This window comes from Nonomuraea coxensis DSM 45129, from assembly GCF_019397265.1.
Lineage (GTDB): Bacteria > Actinomycetota > Actinomycetes > Streptosporangiales > Streptosporangiaceae > Nonomuraea > Nonomuraea coxensis.
Map to the genome: position 1 here is coordinate 6,052,138 of NZ_CP068985.1, position 17,596 is coordinate 6,069,733.

The 17,596-nt window shown below is 74.7% G+C and carries 18 protein-coding genes; 6 read left to right on the forward strand and 12 right to left on the reverse strand.

Features of this window, described 5'->3' with window-relative positions:
- Positions 1-4: 4 nt before the first annotated feature.
- From Nocox_RS28380 to Nocox_RS28395, 4 genes are all read right to left on the reverse strand, one after another.
- The gene (locus Nocox_RS28380) at positions 5-2,305 is read right to left on the reverse strand and encodes a glycoside hydrolase family 95 protein (protein ID WP_020547292.1); all 2,301 of its coding nucleotides are present in this window, start codon (positions 2,303-2,305) and stop codon (positions 5-7) included.
- A 65-nt stretch (positions 2,306-2,370) separates the two neighbouring features.
- The gene (locus Nocox_RS28385) at positions 2,371-3,567 is read right to left on the reverse strand and encodes a Cmx/CmrA family chloramphenicol efflux MFS transporter (RefSeq protein ID WP_033411243.1); all 1,197 of its coding nucleotides are present in this window, start codon (positions 3,565-3,567) and stop codon (positions 2,371-2,373) included.
- A gap of 282 nt (positions 3,568-3,849) precedes the next feature.
- Complete coding sequence (locus Nocox_RS28390; RefSeq protein ID WP_020547294.1) at positions 3,850-4,557, reverse strand: serine/threonine-protein kinase; 708 nt, start codon at positions 4,555-4,557, stop codon at positions 3,850-3,852.
- A 72-nt stretch (positions 4,558-4,629) separates the two neighbouring features.
- Positions 4,630-4,809 carry a hypothetical protein gene (locus Nocox_RS28395; protein WP_020547295.1) on the reverse strand — a complete coding sequence of 60 codons (180 nt, stop codon included), beginning with the start codon at positions 4,807-4,809 and terminating at the stop codon, positions 4,630-4,632.
- 122 nt (positions 4,810-4,931) lie between these two features.
- Between Nocox_RS28395 and Nocox_RS28400 the strand changes: the two genes are divergently transcribed.
- The 5 genes from Nocox_RS28400 (at position 4,932) to Nocox_RS28420 (ending at position 9,138) form a co-directional block, all read left to right on the forward strand.
- Positions 4,932-5,381 (forward strand): MarR family winged helix-turn-helix transcriptional regulator, encoded by a 450-nt coding sequence (locus Nocox_RS28400; RefSeq protein WP_020547296.1) that lies wholly within the window; start codon positions 4,932-4,934, stop codon positions 5,379-5,381.
- 242 nt (positions 5,382-5,623) lie between these two features.
- Positions 5,624-6,106 (forward strand): DUF4396 domain-containing protein, encoded by a 483-nt coding sequence (locus Nocox_RS28405; RefSeq protein ID WP_020547297.1) that lies wholly within the window; start codon positions 5,624-5,626, stop codon positions 6,104-6,106.
- An 82-nt stretch (positions 6,107-6,188) separates the two neighbouring features.
- The gene (locus Nocox_RS28410) at positions 6,189-7,172 is read left to right on the forward strand and encodes a C40 family peptidase (RefSeq protein ID WP_157383466.1); all 984 of its coding nucleotides are present in this window, start codon (positions 6,189-6,191) and stop codon (positions 7,170-7,172) included.
- Positions 7,173-7,238: 66 nt separating this feature from the next.
- On the forward strand, positions 7,239-8,114 hold the full coding sequence (locus tag Nocox_RS28415) for an oxidoreductase (RefSeq protein WP_157383467.1): 876 nt from the start codon (positions 7,239-7,241) through the stop codon (positions 8,112-8,114).
- Positions 8,115-8,124: 10 nt separating this feature from the next.
- Complete coding sequence (locus tag Nocox_RS28420; protein ID WP_020547300.1) at positions 8,125-9,138, forward strand: zinc-dependent alcohol dehydrogenase; 1,014 nt, start codon at positions 8,125-8,127, stop codon at positions 9,136-9,138.
- A 105-nt stretch (positions 9,139-9,243) separates the two neighbouring features.
- Here the strand turns inward: Nocox_RS28420 and Nocox_RS28425 are convergent, their stop codons facing one another.
- Both Nocox_RS28425 and Nocox_RS28430 read right to left on the reverse strand, forming a co-directional pair.
- Complete coding sequence (locus Nocox_RS28425) at positions 9,244-9,822, reverse strand: TetR/AcrR family transcriptional regulator (RefSeq protein ID WP_020547301.1); 579 nt, start codon at positions 9,820-9,822, stop codon at positions 9,244-9,246.
- The gene (locus tag Nocox_RS28430) at positions 9,819-10,610 is read right to left on the reverse strand and encodes an SDR family NAD(P)-dependent oxidoreductase (RefSeq protein WP_020547302.1); all 792 of its coding nucleotides are present in this window, start codon (positions 10,608-10,610) and stop codon (positions 9,819-9,821) included. The genes Nocox_RS28425 and Nocox_RS28430 overlap by 4 nt, the downstream gene beginning before the upstream one ends.
- Positions 10,611-10,735: 125 nt before the next feature.
- On the opposite strand from Nocox_RS28430, the gene Nocox_RS28435 reads away from it, so the two are divergent.
- Complete coding sequence (locus Nocox_RS28435; RefSeq protein WP_211212837.1) at positions 10,736-11,707, forward strand: glycosyltransferase family 2 protein; 972 nt, start codon at positions 10,736-10,738, stop codon at positions 11,705-11,707.
- Positions 11,708-11,725: 18 nt separating this feature from the next.
- Here Nocox_RS28435 and Nocox_RS28440 read toward each other — a convergent pair whose 3' ends face one another.
- Genes Nocox_RS28440 through Nocox_RS28465 form a run of 6 tightly spaced genes read right to left on the reverse strand, consistent with a single transcriptional unit; the run spans position 11,726 to position 17,593 of the window.
- Positions 11,726-12,952, reverse strand: coding sequence for a glycosyltransferase family 4 protein (locus Nocox_RS28440; RefSeq protein WP_020547304.1), 1,227 nt, complete (start codon positions 12,950-12,952; stop codon positions 11,726-11,728).
- A gap of 8 nt (positions 12,953-12,960) precedes the next feature.
- Positions 12,961-14,235 (reverse strand): oligosaccharide flippase family protein, encoded by a 1,275-nt coding sequence (locus tag Nocox_RS28445; protein WP_020547305.1) that lies wholly within the window; start codon positions 14,233-14,235, stop codon positions 12,961-12,963.
- On the reverse strand, positions 14,223-14,981 hold the full coding sequence (locus Nocox_RS28450) for an NTP transferase domain-containing protein (protein ID WP_246649575.1): 759 nt from the start codon (positions 14,979-14,981) through the stop codon (positions 14,223-14,225). Before Nocox_RS28450 ends, Nocox_RS28445 begins: the two co-directional genes overlap by 13 nt.
- The gene (locus Nocox_RS28455; protein ID WP_157383468.1) at positions 14,974-15,645 is read right to left on the reverse strand and encodes an HAD family hydrolase; all 672 of its coding nucleotides are present in this window, start codon (positions 15,643-15,645) and stop codon (positions 14,974-14,976) included. Before Nocox_RS28455 ends, Nocox_RS28450 begins: the two co-directional genes overlap by 8 nt.
- Positions 15,642-16,805, reverse strand: a complete 1,164-nt coding sequence (locus Nocox_RS28460) for a 2-phospho-L-lactate transferase CofD family protein (RefSeq protein WP_020547308.1) — start codon at positions 16,803-16,805, stop codon at positions 15,642-15,644. Before Nocox_RS28460 ends, Nocox_RS28455 begins: the two co-directional genes overlap by 4 nt.
- Positions 16,802-17,593 (reverse strand): glycosyltransferase family 2 protein, encoded by a 792-nt coding sequence (locus Nocox_RS28465; protein ID WP_020547309.1) that lies wholly within the window; start codon positions 17,591-17,593, stop codon positions 16,802-16,804. The genes Nocox_RS28460 and Nocox_RS28465 overlap by 4 nt, the downstream gene beginning before the upstream one ends.
- Positions 17,594-17,596 lie beyond the last annotated feature (3 nt).

Below are 17,596 nucleotides of genomic sequence, written 5' to 3' on the forward strand. Positions count from 1 at the left end.
CGGGTCACGCCGGTGACGCGGCGGGCTCGTTCCTGATCGTGTAGGCCGCGCCGGCGCGGGCGGTCCAGGTCAGCGTGTCGCCGTCGCGGCGCGCGCCGGCCTCGCGGCCCTGCTCGTCGTGGACGCGGCAGCCGCCGGCGACGAAGGAGGAGCGGACCCTGACCGGGCCGGTCCTCCCCGTGCGGACGGTGACGGTGCCGGGGACGCCGTCCCGCCAGGTGGCGTCCACGGTGACGTCGCCGTGGGCGCGCAGCCCGCGCACGGAGCCGTCCCGCCACGCCCGCGGCAGCGCGGGCAGCACGTGCACCACGCCGTCCCGGCTCTGCACCAGCATCTCCGCGATGCCGGAGGTCGCGCCGAAGTTGCCGTCGATCTGGAACGGCGGGTGGGTGTCCCACAGGTTGTCCAGCGTGCTGCCCCTGAGCTGCTCGGCGAGCATCCTGTGGGCGTGGTCGCCGTCCAGCAGCCGCGCCCAGAAGTTGATCTTCCAGGCTTTGGACCAGCCGGTGCCGCCGTCGCCGCGCGCGGCCAGCGACACCTCGGCCGCCTCCGCCTCGGGCGTGCCGGGCCGGATCCGGTCGCCCGGGTGCAGGGCGTACAGGTGGGAGACGTGCCGGTGGGTGTCGTCCCTCGCGTCCCAGTCGCTCTTCCACTCCTGGAGCTGGCCCCAGGAGCCGACGCGCAGTCCCGGGTCCAGCCTGGCCAGCACCGCGCCCGCCTCGGCCTGGAAACCGGCGTCGACGCCGAGCGTCCTGGCCGCGGCCAGGGCGTTGGCCAGGACCTCCCCGACGATCTGCTGCGACATCGCCGCGCCCGCCGAGAAGTCGCCGTGCTCGGGCGAGTAGCTGGGGCTGACGACGAGGGTGCCGTCGCGCGGATCGGTGTGCAGGAAGTCCAGCCAGAACTCCGCCGCGCCCTTGATCACCGGGTACGCGGTCTCCCGCAGGTACGCCTCGTCGCCGGTGAAGCGGTAGGTGTCGTACAGGTGCTGGGTGATCCAGGCGGCGGCCTCGGGGAACCAGAAGGCGGTCGGCCAGTCGTGCACGCCGGTGAAGCCGAACGGGGTGGTCTCGTTGTTGACGACCCAGCCGCGGGCGCCGTACATGTCCCTGGCGGTCCTGCGGCCCGGCTCGGCCAGGGCCGCGACGTACCGGACGTACGGCTTCGCGCTCTCGTGCAGGTTGGTCCGCTCGGCGAGCCAGTAGTTCATCTGCAGGTTGATGTTGACGTGGTAGTCGGCCGACCAGGGCGGGGCGGTGGAGGCGTTCCACACGCCCTGGAGGTTGGCCGGGAGCAGGTCGTTCTCCCGGGAGGAGGCGATGAGCAGGTAGCGGCCGTAGGCGAAGAACAGCGCCTCCAGGGCGCGGTCGGCGGCCGAGGGGCCGCCGGTGTAGCTCCCGCGCAGCCGGTCGGTGGGGACGGGCGGGACGACGCCGCCGAGGTCGAGCGCCACCCGGTCGAACAGCTCGCGGTGGTCGGCGACGTGCGCCCGCCTGAGCTCGTCGTACGGCGTGGCGGCGGCGGCGTCCACGGCGGCGGTGACCCTGGCGTGCGGGTCCTCGCCGCGGTAGGCCGGGTAGGTGTCGGCGTAGTCGGTGCCCGCCGACAGCACGAGCACGGCGCTGTCGGCGCCGGTGACGATGATCCGGTCCCCCGCGTCCGTACGGGTGCCGCCCCGCGCGACCACCTGCACCTGCGCCTCGAAGACCAGCCCGTTGTCACGCAGCCGGCCACGGACGGTGAGCCTGCCGCCGGCCGCCGTGACCGTCTTGTCGTCGCGCGGCGAGGTGTGGGAGAGCGTGAAGGAGACCTGGCCGGGCCGGTCGGCGGTCAGACGGCCGGCGATGACGCCGCCGGGGTTGCCGGCGAAGTACTCGCGCGAGTGCCGGACGCCGCCCGCGCGGTAGCCGACGCGGGCGACGGCCTCGCGCAGGCTCAGCTCGCGGCGGTAGCCCTCCGGGGCGGCGGGCGCGCCGGGGAAGTCGAGGAACAGGTCGCCGAACGTCTGGTACGCCCCGTAGCCGGACCTGGCCTGGCCCAGCTCGGCGGCGACCGCGTCCGGGGGCATCCTGCCGTCGCGGTCGATCCGCCGCCGGACCTCGGCGATCGCGCCCGGACGCGGGCTCCTCCAGTTGCCTGAGTCGTAGCCGGGGGAGCCGGGGCCGCCGGTCCAGAGCGTCTTCTCGTTGAACTGGATCCGCTCGCGGTCCACGCCGCCGAACACCATCGCGCCCAGGGGACCGTTGCCGATGGGCAGGGCCTGGGTCTCCCAGTCGGTGGCGGGCTCGTCGTACCAGAGGGTCAAGTCATCGGGTGTGTCGGAGGCGTCCGCAGGACACATGAGGGCGATGATAGGGCGCACCGGGTCATCTACCTAGCCTGGAGATCGGATGACTGGTCGCCGATGCCGGCGAAGAGAGTCTTCCGGGCCAGGACGCCGATGACCATGGCCGCCGCCACCAGGACGGCGCCCACCCACGCGGGCGAGCGGTAGCCGAGGCCGGCGGCGAGGGCCAGGCCCCCCAGGGCGGGCCCCGCGGCGGCGCCCACGTTGAGCGCGGCCGTGGCGAACGAGCCGCCGAGCGACGGCGCGCCGGACGCCGCGTACAACGCCCGCGCGATGAGGGCCGAGCCGACGGCGAACGCGAGCGCCCCCTGGACGAGCGCGAGCAGGACGGCGGCGACCGGGCTGCCGGCCGTGGCGGCGAGCAGCGCCCACCCGGCGAGCAGCGCGATCCCGCCCCAGGCGAGCAGCGGCGCCGGCCTCGTGTCCGACAGCCGGCCCGCGACGCTCACCCCCGCGAACGAGCCGAGCCCGAACAGCGCCAGCACCGCCGGCACCCAGCCCGCCGCCAGCCCGGCGACCTCCGTCACCAGCGGGGCGAGGTAGGTGAAGGCGCAGAAGGTGGCCGCGTTCACCAGCGCGGCCAGGACCAGCACCACGACCACTCGCTTCTCCCCCAGCACCCGCGCCTCCGCCAGGACGCCACCCGCCGCCGCGCCATCCGCCACATCCTCCTCCTGGGCCGAGGGGACCCCGCGGAGGACGGCGTACAGCGCCGGGAGGCAGGCGACGGCCACCGCCCAGAAGGTCGCGCGCCAGCCGAACGCCTGCCCGAGCACCGCCCCTCCCGGCACCCCCGCGACACACGCCAGCGTGACCCCGCCGAGCAGGACCGACGTGGCCCGCCCCTTGGCGTCCTGCGGCACCATGGCGACGGCCGCCGCCAGCCCCACCGCGAGGAACCCCGCGTTGGCGACCGCGGCGAGGACCCGCGTCACCAGCAGCACGCCGAAGTCGGCGGTGACCGCGCCGGCGACGTGCGCGAGCACGAACACGGCCAGGAACGCCGTCAGCGCCCACCGGCGCGGCCACCGCATGCCCGCGATCGCCATCAGCGGCGCCCCGACGATCATTCCGGCGGCGAAGGCCGAGGTCAGCGCGCCCGCGGCGGAGACGGAGACGCCGAGGTCGCGGGCGAGGTCCGGGAGAAGGCCGGACAGCATGAATTCTGAGGTCCCCTGCGCGAAGACGGCCAGCGCGAGGACATAAAGGGCCAAAGGCATGAGTTGCAACTCCACAGCCACGTCGAAGAACGACCCCGGCAGCTCGGCTCGGGGTTCCGGTCCGTACGACGGCGATCCGGTGGCGGTGAAAGGCGCAGCCCACGACGGCCGTACGACGGCCCGGACGGCGGGACGCGGACGCGGGCGCGACGACATGGCTGCGGGACGCCACCGGATGACCGGTGGCTAGAGTCTTGACGCCTCAGGGCCGGACGACATGATCACACCCTAGTGAGCGGCCCGGCGGACCGTCCACCTGGTTTCGCCCGCCGCGCCCGTGGCTCACGGGTAGTCCTTGGTCGCGTGCGAGGAGCCGTAGCGCACCAGGGGCACGTCGTTGCCGCTGTCGCCGGCGAACGGCGAGCGCCCGCTGGCCGCGTACAGCAGCACCGCTCCCCACGCCCACACGTCCACGCCGGTTCCGCCGCGCTGGCCGGCGAGCCGTTCCGGGGCCATGTACGCGGGCGTCCCGGCGGCGGCGCGGCCCTCGTTCGTGAGCGTCATGCCTACGGCGTGGGCGATGCCGAAGTCGATCAGGCGCGGCCCGTCGGGCCCGAGCAGCACGTTGTCCGGTTTGAGGTCGCGGTGCACAATGCCGGCCCGGTGGATGCAGGCGAGCGCGGTGGCCATGCCGACCGCCAGCCGGTGCAGCGAGTCGTCGTCGAGCGGCCCGCCGGCCTCGACCGCCCGCCGCAGGTGGGGGCCGTCGACGTACTCGCTGACGATGTACGGCGGCAGCGCGTCCAGGTCGGCCTCCAGGACGCGCGCCGTGCAGAACGACTCCGCCCGCCGCGCCGCCATGACCTCCTTGGCGAAGCGGGAGCGCATGTCGCCCTGGTCGAGGTACTCCTCCCGGAGCGCCTTGATCGCGACCCGCCTCCCGGTGCGGTCGTACCCCTCGTAGACAACCCCCTGCCCGCCCGCTCCGAGATGTCTGACCAGCCAGTAGTCCCCGAGCTGTCGCGGGTCTCCCGGGAGAAGGAGCCCCATGTCCCCTGCAGAGGGCGCGACGGGCCCCGGTGATACCGATCCAGGCCGGGGGAAAGAACGCCGGAGGGGTCGTTACGAGTAGAAGTGCATGACGACCGCCAGGCCGACGAAGTGCATGAGCACCACGGAGACGATGAGCGCGACGAACACGAACTTCGCCGGGCCGTGCTCGAAGTGCTTGCCCTCCTTCAGCGGAGGCAGCTTGGCCTGGCGCTCGGCGATGCGCTCCTCCAGCGGCTTGCGGTGAAACACGGCGGTCCTTCCCGGCGGTTGGTTTGCGTACTCACGTTTGGGACGCTAATAGTTGGTACACAAAGAATCTACCAGAGGCCACCGGAGGCCCCCTCATGGAGTCCGCGACAGAGGCGACCGATGTGACAGACATCACGGACCCGCTGGCGCTGGAGCGGCAGGTGTGCTTCGCCCTCAGCATCGCCTCGCGCAGCGTGATCGGCCTCTACCGGCCGCTGCTGCAGCCGATGGGTCTCACCCATCCGCAGTATCTCGCGATGCTCGCGCTCTGGCAGCACGAGCCGCTGTCGGTGAAGGAGCTCGGCGAGCTGCTCCAGCTCGACCCCGGAACCATGTCGCCGCTGCTGAAGCGGCTGGAAGCCCTCGGTTACGTACGCCGCGAGCGCAACAGCAAGGACGAGCGCGCCCTGTCGGTCACCCTCACGCCCGAGGGCAGGGGGCTGCGGGCGGAGGCGGAGAAGATCCCTCCCGCCATCGTCTCCCGGCTCGGCATGGGGCTCGACGAGCTGCAGGACCTGCACCGGGCGCTGACCCGCCTCACGGCCGCCGCCCGGCGCCCGCCGCCGGCGTGAACGAACACTGATCCACTTATCCAGTGATCCGCGAATAACGGCCCTTGTGGAGGCGAACGCCACGATCGGCATCGGCGCCCTGGCGGGGCGGTTCGGGCCGGCCACGCACGTGCCGCGGCATTGGGAGACGATGGGCCTGCCGCACCACACGTCCGGGCCGTGGTGGCGGCCCGGACGCCCCCCGCGTGAGACGTGGATACCCCCTCCCCGTATGCTTCCTGAAGCCACCCCCGAGGAGCCTCATGGAACACAGCGATCACCACCCCCCTGCCGCCGAACCGCCCGCCGCCGCCACCTGGGCCATGGCGGCGCAGGCCACCCTGCACTGCCTGACCGGCTGCGCCATCGGCGAGGTGCTCGGCATGGTCATCGGCACCTGGCGCGGCCTGCCCGACCTGGCCACCGTCGTGCTGTCCGTGGCGCTCGCCTTCCTCTTCGGCTACGCGCTCACCATGCGCGGCGTGCTGCGGGCCGGCGTGGACTTCCGTACCGCGTTGAAGGTCGCGCTGGCCGCCGACACCGTCTCCATCGCGGTGATGGAGGTCCTGGACAACGCGGTCATGCTGCTCGTGCCGGGCGCGATGGACGCGGGCCTGGGCAGCGTCCTGTTCTGGGCGGCGCTGGCGGGCTCGCTGGTGACCGCCTTCGTGCTGACCACGCCGGTGAACAAGTGGCTGATCGGGCGCGGCAAGGGCCACGCGGTCGTCCACCGCTACCATCACTGACCTCCTCGTTGAACGCGCCCGCCGCCACGGGCGTACCTCCCTAGGGGCCGCCCACCGGAGAGGGACACCACGAGGAGGCTGAGTGGGAGTGCCGACAAGGCTCGCGCGCGTGGCGGCGCTCGCGGCGGCGCTGGCCGTCGCCGCGACGGCCGTCCACCCCGGCGCCGCGCTCGCCGAGCCGACCCCCGCCCAGGCCAGGGCGAAGCTGGTGAAGCTCAACGAGCGGGCGGACCAGCTCGTCGAGCAGTACAACCAGGTGAACGAGACCTACCGCGAGTCCCGCGCGAGGTACGCGGCCCTCGACGCCGAGATCGGCCGCAAGGACGCCGCTGCCGCCGCCCTGCGCCGCGACCTCATGGCGGCCGTGGTCAGCGACTACCAGATCGGCTCCGTCGACGGCTGGGCCAGGCTGGTGGGGCAGGGCAGCCCGGAGGCGCTGCTCGGCGGCGTGGCCTCGCTCGACGAGATCGCGCGGGCGCGGGCCGCGAAGCTGCGCGCGTACGAGGCCGCGGGCGCCGACCTGCGCCGGCGGCACGCCCAGGCCAGGGCCGTCCTGGCGGAGGCGGAGGAGGCCCGCGAGAAAGTACGCGGCCGGCGGGACAAGGTGGACAGGATGGTCGCCGAGCAGACCCGGCTGCTGCGCCGGCTGGGCGCCTTCCGCACCGGGAACCCGGCGAGTCCCGGCATCCCGTACACGGGTCCGGCCTCCGGCAGCGCCCGCGCGGCGCTCCGGTTCGCCTTCGCCCAGGTCGGCAAGCCCTACCGGTACGGCGGCACGGGGCCGGGCTCCTACGACTGCTCGGGCCTCACCCAGGCGGCGTGGCGGTCGGCCGGCGTCGAGCTGCCGCGTACGACGTACACGCAGTGGAGCTGGGGCGCCTCGCGCCGCGTCCCCCTGACCGCCCTACAGCCCGGTGACCTGCTGTTCAGCAAGGGGCTCGGCCACATGGGCATGTACGCGGGCGACGGGAAGATGGTGCACGCCCCGCAGACCGGCGACGTCGTCAAGGTGGTCGACCTCAACGACTACTGGCGCAACCGCCTCGCCGGCGCCGTCCGCCCCTGACCGGCGCGGGTGCTCGCCCCCTCCGGAGCCCGGGCCGGAACCGGCCTGGGCGCTAGGCTGATGATCATGAAGAGAGAGCGATGGGCGCTGGGCGGCGATCTGAGCGTCGCGAGGATCGGGTACGGCGCGATGAAGCTGACCGGCTGGCCGAGGGGCGAGCGGCCCAGCAGGGACACGGCCCTGGCCGTCCTGCGCCGGGCCGTGGAACTCGGCGTGAACCACATCGACACCTCGTACTACTACGAGCGGGACGGGGTGTCGGCCAACGAGCTGATCAGGGAGGCATTGCACCCCTACCCGGACGACCTGGTGATCGTCACCAAGGTGGGCGCGCTGGTGGAGGGCTCCGATCTCGCTCGGCCCGCGGCGGAGAACACCGGCCTCACCCCGGGCAACCTGCGGCGTGCCGTCGAGGCGAACCTGCGGTCGCTGGGAGTGGACCGCCTGGACGTGGTGAATCTGCGGATGGGCGACCTCGACCGGGCCGGCACGCCGTTGACCGCGCCTCTGGAGACCCTGCTCGCGCTGCGCGAGGAGGGCCTGATCCGCCATCTGGGCGTCTCCAACGTCACGGCGGCCGAGTTCGCCGAGGCCCGCGAGATCGCGCCGATCGCCTGTGTCCAGAACCTGTACAACCTGGCCCGGCGCGACGACGACGCCCTCGTCGACGCCTGCGCGGAGGCGGGCATCGCCTATGTCCCGTTCTTTCCCGTGGGCGGCTTCCAGCCGATCACGGCCGAGCGGCTGGACGCCGTCGCCGCCCGCCACGGCGTGCCGGCGCCGCAGGTGGCCCTGGCCTGGCTGCTGGCCCGATCGCCGAACATCCTGCCCATCCCCGGCACAGGCTCACTCGGCCACCTGGAGGAGAACGTCGCCGCCGGCGAGCTGGAACTGAGCGCGCGGGACATCGCGGAGCTCGGGTCCCCGGAGGCGATGGTCTAGCGTTCGGGGCGTGCGCGCACTGATCTTCACCGCCCCCGGCCAGGCCGAGGTCCAGGACGTCGAACCGCCGGAGGCGGCACCCGGCGAGGTGGTGGTGGACGTGGAGCGCGCCGGGGTGTGCGGCACCGACGTGGAGCTGTTCACCGGCGCCATGAGCTACTTCGCCACCGGCCGCGCCCGGCACCCGTTACGGCCGGGCCACGAGTGGTGCGGGCGGGTGAGCGCGGTCGGGGCGGGGGTCGAGCGTGCCTGGCTGGGCCGCCGGGTCACCGGCGACACGATGCTCGGCTGCGGCCGGTGCGCCCGCTGCCGGGCGGGCCGGCACCACGTCTGCGCCGACCTGGCGGAGATCGGGATCAGCCGCGGCCGGGCCGGCGCGCTGGCCGAGCAGGTGGCCGTGCCGGCGCGGGCGCTGCACGCGCTGCCCGAGGACGTGGACGAGACGCTGGGCGCGCTGGTGGAGCCGGGAGGCAACGCGCTGCGCGCCGTCCGCGCCACCGGCCTGGAGCCTGGCGGGCGGCTGCTGATCTTCGGGACGGGCACGATCGGCCTGCTGACGGCGCTGTTCGCGCGGGCCAGGGGCATCGAGGCGCACCTGCTCGGCCGCGATCCCGGCGAGCTGGACCTGGCCCGCGCCCTCGGCTTCGCCGGCGTGTGGACCCGCTCGACGCTGCCCGGCCTGGCCTGGCACGCCGTCGTGGACGCGGCCAACGCCGCCGAGCTGCCCGCGCTCGCGCTCGACCTGGTCGAACCCGCGGGGCGGGTGGTCTTCATCGGCCTGGCCGCCGCCCCGTCCATGCTCGACAGCCGGAGCCTGGTGCTCAGGGACGTCACGGCGGTCGGCGTCCTGGGCGGCTCGGCGGGGTTGGCCGGAGCGATCTCCGCGTACGCGGCCGGCGACGTGGACGCCCGTCCCCTGGTGGCCGCCACGGTGGGACTGGCCGGGACCGTGGACGTCCTGGCCGGCCGCCGTCCCCCGGGCGCCGGCCCCGGCCCGAAGATCCACATCGACCCCCGCCGCTGAACACCGGACGGGGTCAGGGGCTCGGGGAACGCCGGACGCGATCAGACAGCCGACGCGCGTCAGGGGCTCGAGCGACGCCGGACGCGATCAGGCAGCCGACGCGCGTCAGGGGCTCAGGGAGCGCCAGACGCGGTCGGGGAGGACGCGCGCCGCCTCGGCCAGGTCGATGCCCGGTGCGCCGGCCAGCCACCGCCTGGTCACCTCGGCGACCGGCCCGATGAGCAGCATCTCCACCTGCGCCGGCGGCAGCGGCGCGACCGTGCCCGCCGCCATGTGGCGGCCGATCCAGTCGTTCAGCCGCGCCAGCCGCTCCGCCTTGCCGGCCGCGATGCGCTCGGCGTGCGGCCCGAGGTCGACCGCGTACGGCCCCGCGTGGATGAAGCGCGCCTTGTCCGGATGGTCACCGGTGAAGCCGAGGTAGGCCCTGACCGCCCGGCACACGCCGTCACGGGCGTCCGCCGCGCTCTCCACGGCGGCGATCAGCGCGTCGAGCAGTTCGGCCATGCACCGGCTGTACAGCGCGGCGGCCAGCCCTTCCAGGCTGCCGAAGTGGTGGTAGAGGCTGCCCATGCTGACCCCGCTGCGCTCGGTCACGGCCCGCAGGGTGAAGTCGCCGGGGTGGATCTCCAGGGCGGTGTCGAGGAGCTTCGTGATCGTCTCGGCGCCGCGCCTGTGCGGGGTCATCGGGCCGCCGTCAGTTCCTCGGCCTCGTCCCAGATGCGCCGGGCGAGGTCGCGGTCGCGGGCCGGCCCCTCCAGCGGGACCTCCCTGTCCTGGTCGAAGTACCGTCCGGTTCCGGTGCCGCGGGCGAGGGCGGCGACGGGGGCGGCGCCCTCCTCGGGCGTGGCCCACCTGCGCTTGGCGACCTTGAGCAGCCGGCCGAGCACGCCACCGCGGTCGCCCAGCCCGGTGCGGATCACGCCTGGGTGCACGGCGTCGATTGTGATCCCGCGCTCGCGCCAGCGCTCGGCGAACAGCGGCACGGTCAGCAGGTTGCACAGCTTGGTGTCCGCGTAGGTGCGGAGGGAGGAGAAGCCGGCGCCGACGGCGGTGCGGCCGGGCTCCGCCCGGCCCTTGACGTAGATGCCGGCGCTGACCTGTACCACCCGTCCGAGCCGGTCCTCCAGCAGGTGGTTGAGCAGGAACGGCGCCAGGTGGTTGACCGCGAACGACTCCTCCAGCCCGTCGCCGGTCAGGACGCGGCGACTGGGCCAGAGCCCGGCGTTGTGCACGAACACCTCGACGCGCGGGCACCGGTCCCGCAGGTCCTCGGCCAGCCGGCGGACGGACGCCAGGGTGGTGAGGTCGCCGGGCACGTACGTGACGTCGCCCGCGAGCGCCGCGGCGGCCCGCCGGCCCCGTTCGGGATCGCGGGCGACCAGGAGCACCTTGTATCCGTCGGCCGCCAGCCGGGCGCACACCGCGTGCCCGATGCCGCGGTTGCCACCGGTCACCACCGCGAGAGAGGTCATGGCAGAGCATTTTTCTGGAGAATTGCTCTAATTTCAACTGGACGCGTGTGATGGGGGATCATGGAGGGGTGGCCGGGGGAAGTCGCAGCCGGCCGTCAGGACGAGCCGTTGCCGAGGGGTCCCCCGTGACGAGAGTTTCCCTGATCGTGCCGTGCTACAACGCCGCCAGGACCCTGCGCCTGTGCCTGGAGTCGGTGCTGGCGCAGACCCGCGTCCCCGACGAGATCGTGGTGGTGGACGACGCCAGCTCGGACGGCTCCGCCGCCCTGGCCGAGGAGCTGGGCTGCCGGGTGGTACGCCTGCCGGACAACCGCGGCGTGTCCGCGGCCAGGAACGCCGGCGTCGCGGCCACCTCAGGCGAGGTGATCTTCTTCCTGGACAGCGACGTGGCGCTGCGCCCCGACGCCGTGGCCAGTGCCCTGGCGATCCTGGAGGAGGATCCGGGCGTGGGCTGCGTGCACGGCGTGTACGACACGCAGCCGCTCATCGACGACGGCCCCGTCGAGTGGTACCGCCTGCTGCACCAGGTGCACTGGCGGAGCCGGCACGTGGGCGAGGTCAACAGCGTGGTGTTCGCGCTGGCCGCGGTGCGGCGCGAGGTCCTGGAGGCGGCGGGCGCGCTGGACGAGGGCCTGCGCGACTGCGAGGACGTCGAGTACAGCAGCCGCCTCGCGGTCGTCACCAGGATCGTGCTGTCGGACGCCGTGGTGGGCCGGCACGACGAGGGGCACCGGCTGCTGCCGGTCCTCGGCGAGCAGTGGCGGCGGGCGCTGCCGCTGATCCCGCTGGCGCTGGCCACCGCCAGGCGCGGCGCGGCCAAGCCGGAGAACGCCAACAGCAGGGCCGGGATCCTCGCCTGCGCGCTCGCCCTGGCCTGCCTGCCGCTGGCGCTGCTGTCCCCGGCGCTGCTGGCCGTGCCGGCGGCGCTCGTGGGGTGGTTCGTGGTGGCGGATCCGGGGTTGCTGCGGTTCGTACGCCGGGAGCGGGGCACGGCGTTCACCGCCTACTTCATGGCCGTGCACCTGGCCGTGCACGTGGTGCTCGTGGCCGGGCTCGCGGTGGGCTCCCTGCGCGTGCTCCGCCCGGCCCGAGGCTGAGGGCGATCGGCCCGGGCGTCAGGGCTTGAGCGAGGCGCGGTAGACGGCGACCGTCTCGGCGGCGGCGCGTTCCCAGCTCAGCTCCTCCCTGACGAACCGCTCCCCGCGCCGGGCCAGCGTCCGCCGCAGCGCCGCGTCCGACATGACCTCGACGACGCCGCGGGCGATGTCGGCGGGCTCGCTCGCCCGGACGAACCGGACGGCGGGCCGCGCCGGGTCCGGCCCGAGGAAGATCCGCGAGAAGCCGTCGCCGAGCACCGCGGCCCGCCCGAGCGCCATCGCCTCGGTCGCCACCAGCCCGAACGGCTCGAACAGCGACGGGAACACGCACACCTCGGCCAGCTCGTAGTACGCCATCAGCTCCCGCGCGGGGACGAACCGCCCGGAGCACACCACCTTCCCGCGCAGCCCGGTCGCCGCCGCGATGCGCCGCACGCCGGCCTCGTCGCCCTCGCCGGCGATCACCAGCCGCACCCCCGGCACCGCCTCCGCGACCGCGCGCATCGCCTCCAGGAGCTGGTAGACGCCCTTCTGCCGTTCGATCCTGCCGACGAACAGCAGCACCCGGTCCCGCTCGGCGAGCCCCAGCGTCCGGCGCAGCTCCGCCGCCTCCTCCCGCAGCGCCGCCCGGTCGAAGGCGGGGTCGGCCAGCGCCGGCTCGTACGTCCCGCCGAGCGGCACCACGTCGATCGGCGTGCGCCGCCACCCGGCGGCGAGCAGCTGCTCGCGCACCTCGGGCGTGGCGACCACCACGCGCCGCGAGACCCGCGCCAGCCACCGCTCCAGAGCGGCGAACAGGTTGAACGGGTCGGTGATGCTGCGCTGCGGCGCGACGCCGTACTCGGTGGTGTGGACGTGGAAGACGACCGGCAGCCGCAGCAGGTAGTGGCAGAGCAGGCCGGCCAGGAAGTTCGTGGAGTCGTGCACGGCGACCAGGTCCGGCCGCGGGCCGCGGCGCAGCCGCCGCACGTAGCGCCAGTTGCTGGCCACCACGCGCAGCGCGAGCAGCAGGAACTCCGCCCGCCTGGTGCGGTTGAGCCGCCTGCCGCGGCCGAGCAGGCGCACCCGCGGGCGGTGCACGGCGACCCCGCCGGCCCGCTCGTCCACGGGCAGGGTGCCGTCGTTCGGCGTGTGGACGGTCAGGTCGTGGTCGCGGGCCAGGTACGGAGTGATCAGCTCGACGTACCGGCCGAGCCCCGCCGTCACGTTGGGCGGGAACTGGTTGACGATGCAGGCGATCCTCATGACGTCCCTCACGAGCGGTATCTCCGGGCGGCGGCCGTTCCCACGACCGCCAGCAGGACCAGGTTGACCAGCGCGAAGCCTGCCAGCCCGCCGGTGAGCCCCTGCCCGCGCACGCAGACGGCGAGGACGGCGAGCGCGGGCGGCGCGCTCACCAGCAGGCAGCCGGCCAGCACCTTCGCGCCGCGCACCCCGTCCATGGACAGCGCCACCGAGTACAGGTTGAAGGCGGTGTGCAGGCCGATGCCGAGCGCGGACAGCGCCATCAGCTCCGGCGCGTACGGATAGGCGCCGCGCATCACCAGGAAGAACACCAGGCTCGCGGCGAAGGAGAAGACGGCCGTCACGGCGGCCACGGCGGGCGCCAGCCGGGCGATCCGCCGCATCAGCAGGGGTTTGTCGGTGGTGGCCATGAGCGGCAGCAGCGCCAGCCCGACCCCGTCGGTGAACACCACGCCCATGAGCCGCTTGGGGAAGCCGTTGTAGACGGAGTAGACGCCCACGTCGGCCGCCGTCGCCCAGTGGTTGAGGAAGATCACGTCCACCCCGAACAGCACGCCGCTCAGCGCGGCGATCGCCGTCACCCAGCCGCCGTGCCGGTACAGCCTCCCGGCGAGCCGCGCCGACCAGGCCCCGAGCCGCGGCCTGGCCGCCGCGACCGCCACCACGGCGAACGCCGCGTTCGTGACGACGAGCGCCGCCAGGTACGGCTCCGCCTCCCGCACGCCCAGCACCAGCAGGCAGTAGCAGGCGGCCCCCAGGTAGCTGAGCGCGACGGCCAGCTTCAGCCACGCCACGAACGCGAAGCGCTTCAACCCCCGCAGGAAGCTCTCCGCGAGCTGGTTGACCGTCATCGACGCGGCCAGCGCCAGCCCGGCGGCCAGCGTCCCGGTGTCCACGTTGAGCGCGGCGGTGAGCAGCGGCGCGGCCAGCAGGGCGAGCCCGGCCAGCGCCGCGCTCACGGCCAGGGTGGCGAGCAGCGCCGTCGTCAGCAGCGCCGGCCGCTGCTCGGGCGCGGCGCGCGGCAGCTCCTGCAGCATGACGTAGTGGAGGCTGGTGAGCATGCCGACGGTGACGATGAGCGCGATCGACAGCACCACCGTGAACTGGCCGAACGCCGCCGCCCCCGCTCCGCGCGCGATGACCAGCGTGGTGGCGGCGGCGATCCCGCTGGCCAGCGTGCTGACGAGGGTCGGCCCTGCCGCCCACCGGTGGGCGGCCAGCCAGTCCCGCACCCGGTCCGCGGCGCGCGTGCTCCGGCGCTCCGGGGCGCTCAGTCCGGGCACCGCAGGTACGTCCGGCGGGCGAACTCCAGGTCCTCGGCCGTGTTCACGCCGCGCGCCTCGGCCGGGTCGGCGACCGGCACGACGGTCACCGGCCGGCCCTCCACGCGGGACAGGTACGCCAGGAACGGCAGGAAGTTGACCTCTCCGGTGGCCGCGCCCCGGCCGGCCCCGGCCGCGTACCTGGCCCAGGCGTCCGCCAGCCCGTCGGTGGCCAGGCAGAACACGCCCACGTCGCTGAGCCCGCCGGGCCGGCACTCCTCGCCCTCCCTGGACTGACGGACGCGGACGAGCCCGCCGCCGGCCAGCTCGTACTCCACGTACGGGTCGGCCATCGCGACCAGCGGCAGCGTGACGCCCTTGCCGGGGTGCGCGGCGAGCACCGCGCGCACGGTCGCCGCCGACAGGTTCGCCTGGTCGCCCCAGACCACGAGGATCGTGTCGTACGCCGCCCAGTGGCGGGCCGCCGCCCCGAAGATCGCGTCCCCCATGCCGGTGGGCCGCTCCTGGACGCTCACCGACACGCCGCCGTCCTCGACGTCCGCCGCGGCCAGCGCCAGGAACGGGCCCTCCCCTTCGGGGGAGACGACGACGTGGACGTGCCGGGCGGCCGGCCGCAGCCGCCGGCGCAGCAGGTGCCAGAGCGTCACACCGTCCGCGATCTCGATCATGATCTTCGGGACGCCGGAGCCCAGCCGGGTCCCTCGTCCCGCCGCCGGGACGACGGCGCACACCCCGCGCTCACTCACTGCCGTACACCTCTTCTCCTACCAGGGACACCACGTCGTGCAGGCCGGCCGCCCCGATCGCGCCGGGCAGCGGCGCGGCGGTGTGGACGTGCAGCGTCGCGAGGCCCGCGCCGAGCGCCGCGGTCACCCCGTGCGCGGAGTCCTCCAGCGCGACCGTCTCCGCCGGGTCCACGTCCCAGCGGCGGCAGGCCAGGCGGTAGACGGCGGGGTCGGGTTTGCTGACCGGGACGTCGTCGGCGGTCAGCACGTCGCGGAAGGCGCCGGCCAGCCCGGCGGCGGCGAGCGCCCGCGCGACGGACGCGCGGCTGCCTCCGGTCACCAGGTACGCCGTCCGCCCCCCGGAGGCGAGCCGGTCGAGCAGGAGGCGCGCGCCGGGGAAGGGCCGGACCCGGCCGGCCCGCACGTGCTCGCGGTAGAGCTCCTGCTTGCGCCGGGCCAGCCGGTCGGCCACGCCGGGGTCCTCGGTCAGGCGGGCGGCGACGGCGGCGGTGCTCGCCCCGGCGTGGTCGGCGTACCGGAACCCCGCCAGCCTGGACGGGGCCAGCTCGGCGATCGCCTGGCGGAAGGCGGCCTCGTGCGCGGGGAAGGAGTCGAGGAGCGTCCCGTCGAGATCGCACAGCCACACCCGCCACGGCGCCCGTGACCGCTGCCGGGCGGCGCTCATCCGGCTCGCGCCAGGGGCGTCTCGCCGAGCAGCGCGCGCAGCGCCGCCACGGTGCGGGGGCCGTGGTGGGCGCCGGGGCGGCACGGGTCCTCCAGGTCGGCGGCGATCCAGCGGGCGCCGGCCCACGTCCCCCGCTCGGCGACGGCGCGCGGCACGGCCGGTCCGCTCGCGGGGCCGTCATGGCTGAGGACGTGGGTGATCAGCCGGCGCTCGTTGCCCGGGTCGCCCAGGTACGCCAGCGCCCGGTCCACAAGGTCGGTCGCGCTCAGCCCCTGGACGTCGTGGTCGCTCCCGACGTTGACCACGAACACCCGCGCCGTGGACCGGCCCCCGGCGATGGCCTCGGCCACCCCCTGGGTGAGGTAGCTGGGCAGCAGGGAGGAGTGCGGCGTCCCGGGACCGTAGACGACGAGGTCGCTGTCGGCGAGCGCCCGCAGCGCCTCCGGGTTCGGCGCGGCCGGGACGGCGCGGCCGGCCAGCAGCTCGCGCACCCGCTCGGCGGGCAGCCCGGCGAGCCCGGCCAGCTCGGGCCCGGTGAGCGGCGCGGGCAGCAGGAACAGCCCGGTGATCGCGGCGGCGTCCTGCGGCCCGACGATGTCGGCCTCGTCGGCCAGCACCCGCCCGTCCTGCTTGAGGGCGACGAGGTAGGCGTTCGCGCCGTCGGTGACGTTCAGCAGCCGCGCCGGGGAGGCGAACGCGCGGGCGCAGGACCGTACGGCGGCGTTGAAGTCCCCGCCCAGCCGCAGGTACGCCCCGGCGAACACGAGGTTGCCGAGCGCGCAGTCCGCCAGGTCGAGCGCGCCAGGGCCGGCGGCGAGCCGCGCGGCGAAGGTCCGCAGGTCGCGCACGACGGGCTCGCCCACCGTCCCGGAGGCGGCCAGGCTCTCGGCGATCCGGTCGAGGTCGGCGAGGGTGCTGCCGGGCGGCAGGCGGTGTTCGAGCAGCGCCCGGCGCGGGTCGTCGCGGCCGAGGTGCAGCAGGAGGTTCTTGCGGAAGTCGGACGGGCCGAGCATGCCGGGCAGGTAGCGGCGCAGCGCGCCGGTGGACAGGCCGTTGTCGTAGCCGTTGACGAGCAGGGCGAGGTCGAGGCCCGGCGTGCGCAGCAGGGCCCGCGCGATGCCGGCCGCGCCCCGGCCGCCGCTGAACAGCGCCACCCTCATCGGGCCTCCCGCAGGGGCGCGCCGTGGGCCGCCGGCGCGCCGGAGTGCTCCCGTGACTCCGGCGGGCGCAGCACGCCGCGGCGCAGCAGCCAGTGCCGCAGCCCGAGGTAGCCGACGAACAGCGCCCGGTCGCGCGCGCCGCGCCAGAAGCGCCAGCCGCGGCTGCCGCCGCCCCGCTCGCGGTGCTCGATGGGCAGCTCCGTCCAGGTGTGGCCGAGCTCGGCGACGCGGGCGGTGATCTCGGTGGAGCAGTTCATGCCCGCCGACTCCAGCGGCAGCGCGCGGAACAGCGGCCCGTGCACGACCTTGAAGATGGAGTTGAAGTCGCGGTAGCGGGTGCGGTGCAGCAGGTTGCTGACCGCGCCGCTGGCGGCCGACCCCCACCGGTACGGCAGGCGGTCGGCCTTCCTGATCCGCGCCCCGGACAGCGCGAGCACGCCGCCGGCCTGGATGCGACGGACGAAGGCGTCGAGGTTGGCGATCGGGAACTGGCCGTCGGAGTCGAGCAGCGCCACCCATTCCAGGCGGGTGGCCGCGATGGCGGCGGCGATGGCCGCGCCGGCGCCCCGGTTGCGGTCCAAGGTGACGACGGTGAGCCGCGGGCAGCCGGCCTGGAGCTCGCGCAGGATCCGGCCGGTGCCGTCGAAGCTGCCGTCGTCGCAGACGACGATCTCCCACGCGCCGATCTCAGGATGGCGCTCCAGGTAGTCGCGCCATTCGGTGACGGCGGCCGCGATGTTGTCCGCCTCGTTGTAGGCGGGGGCCGCGACGGAGATCTCGACGGGCATCGG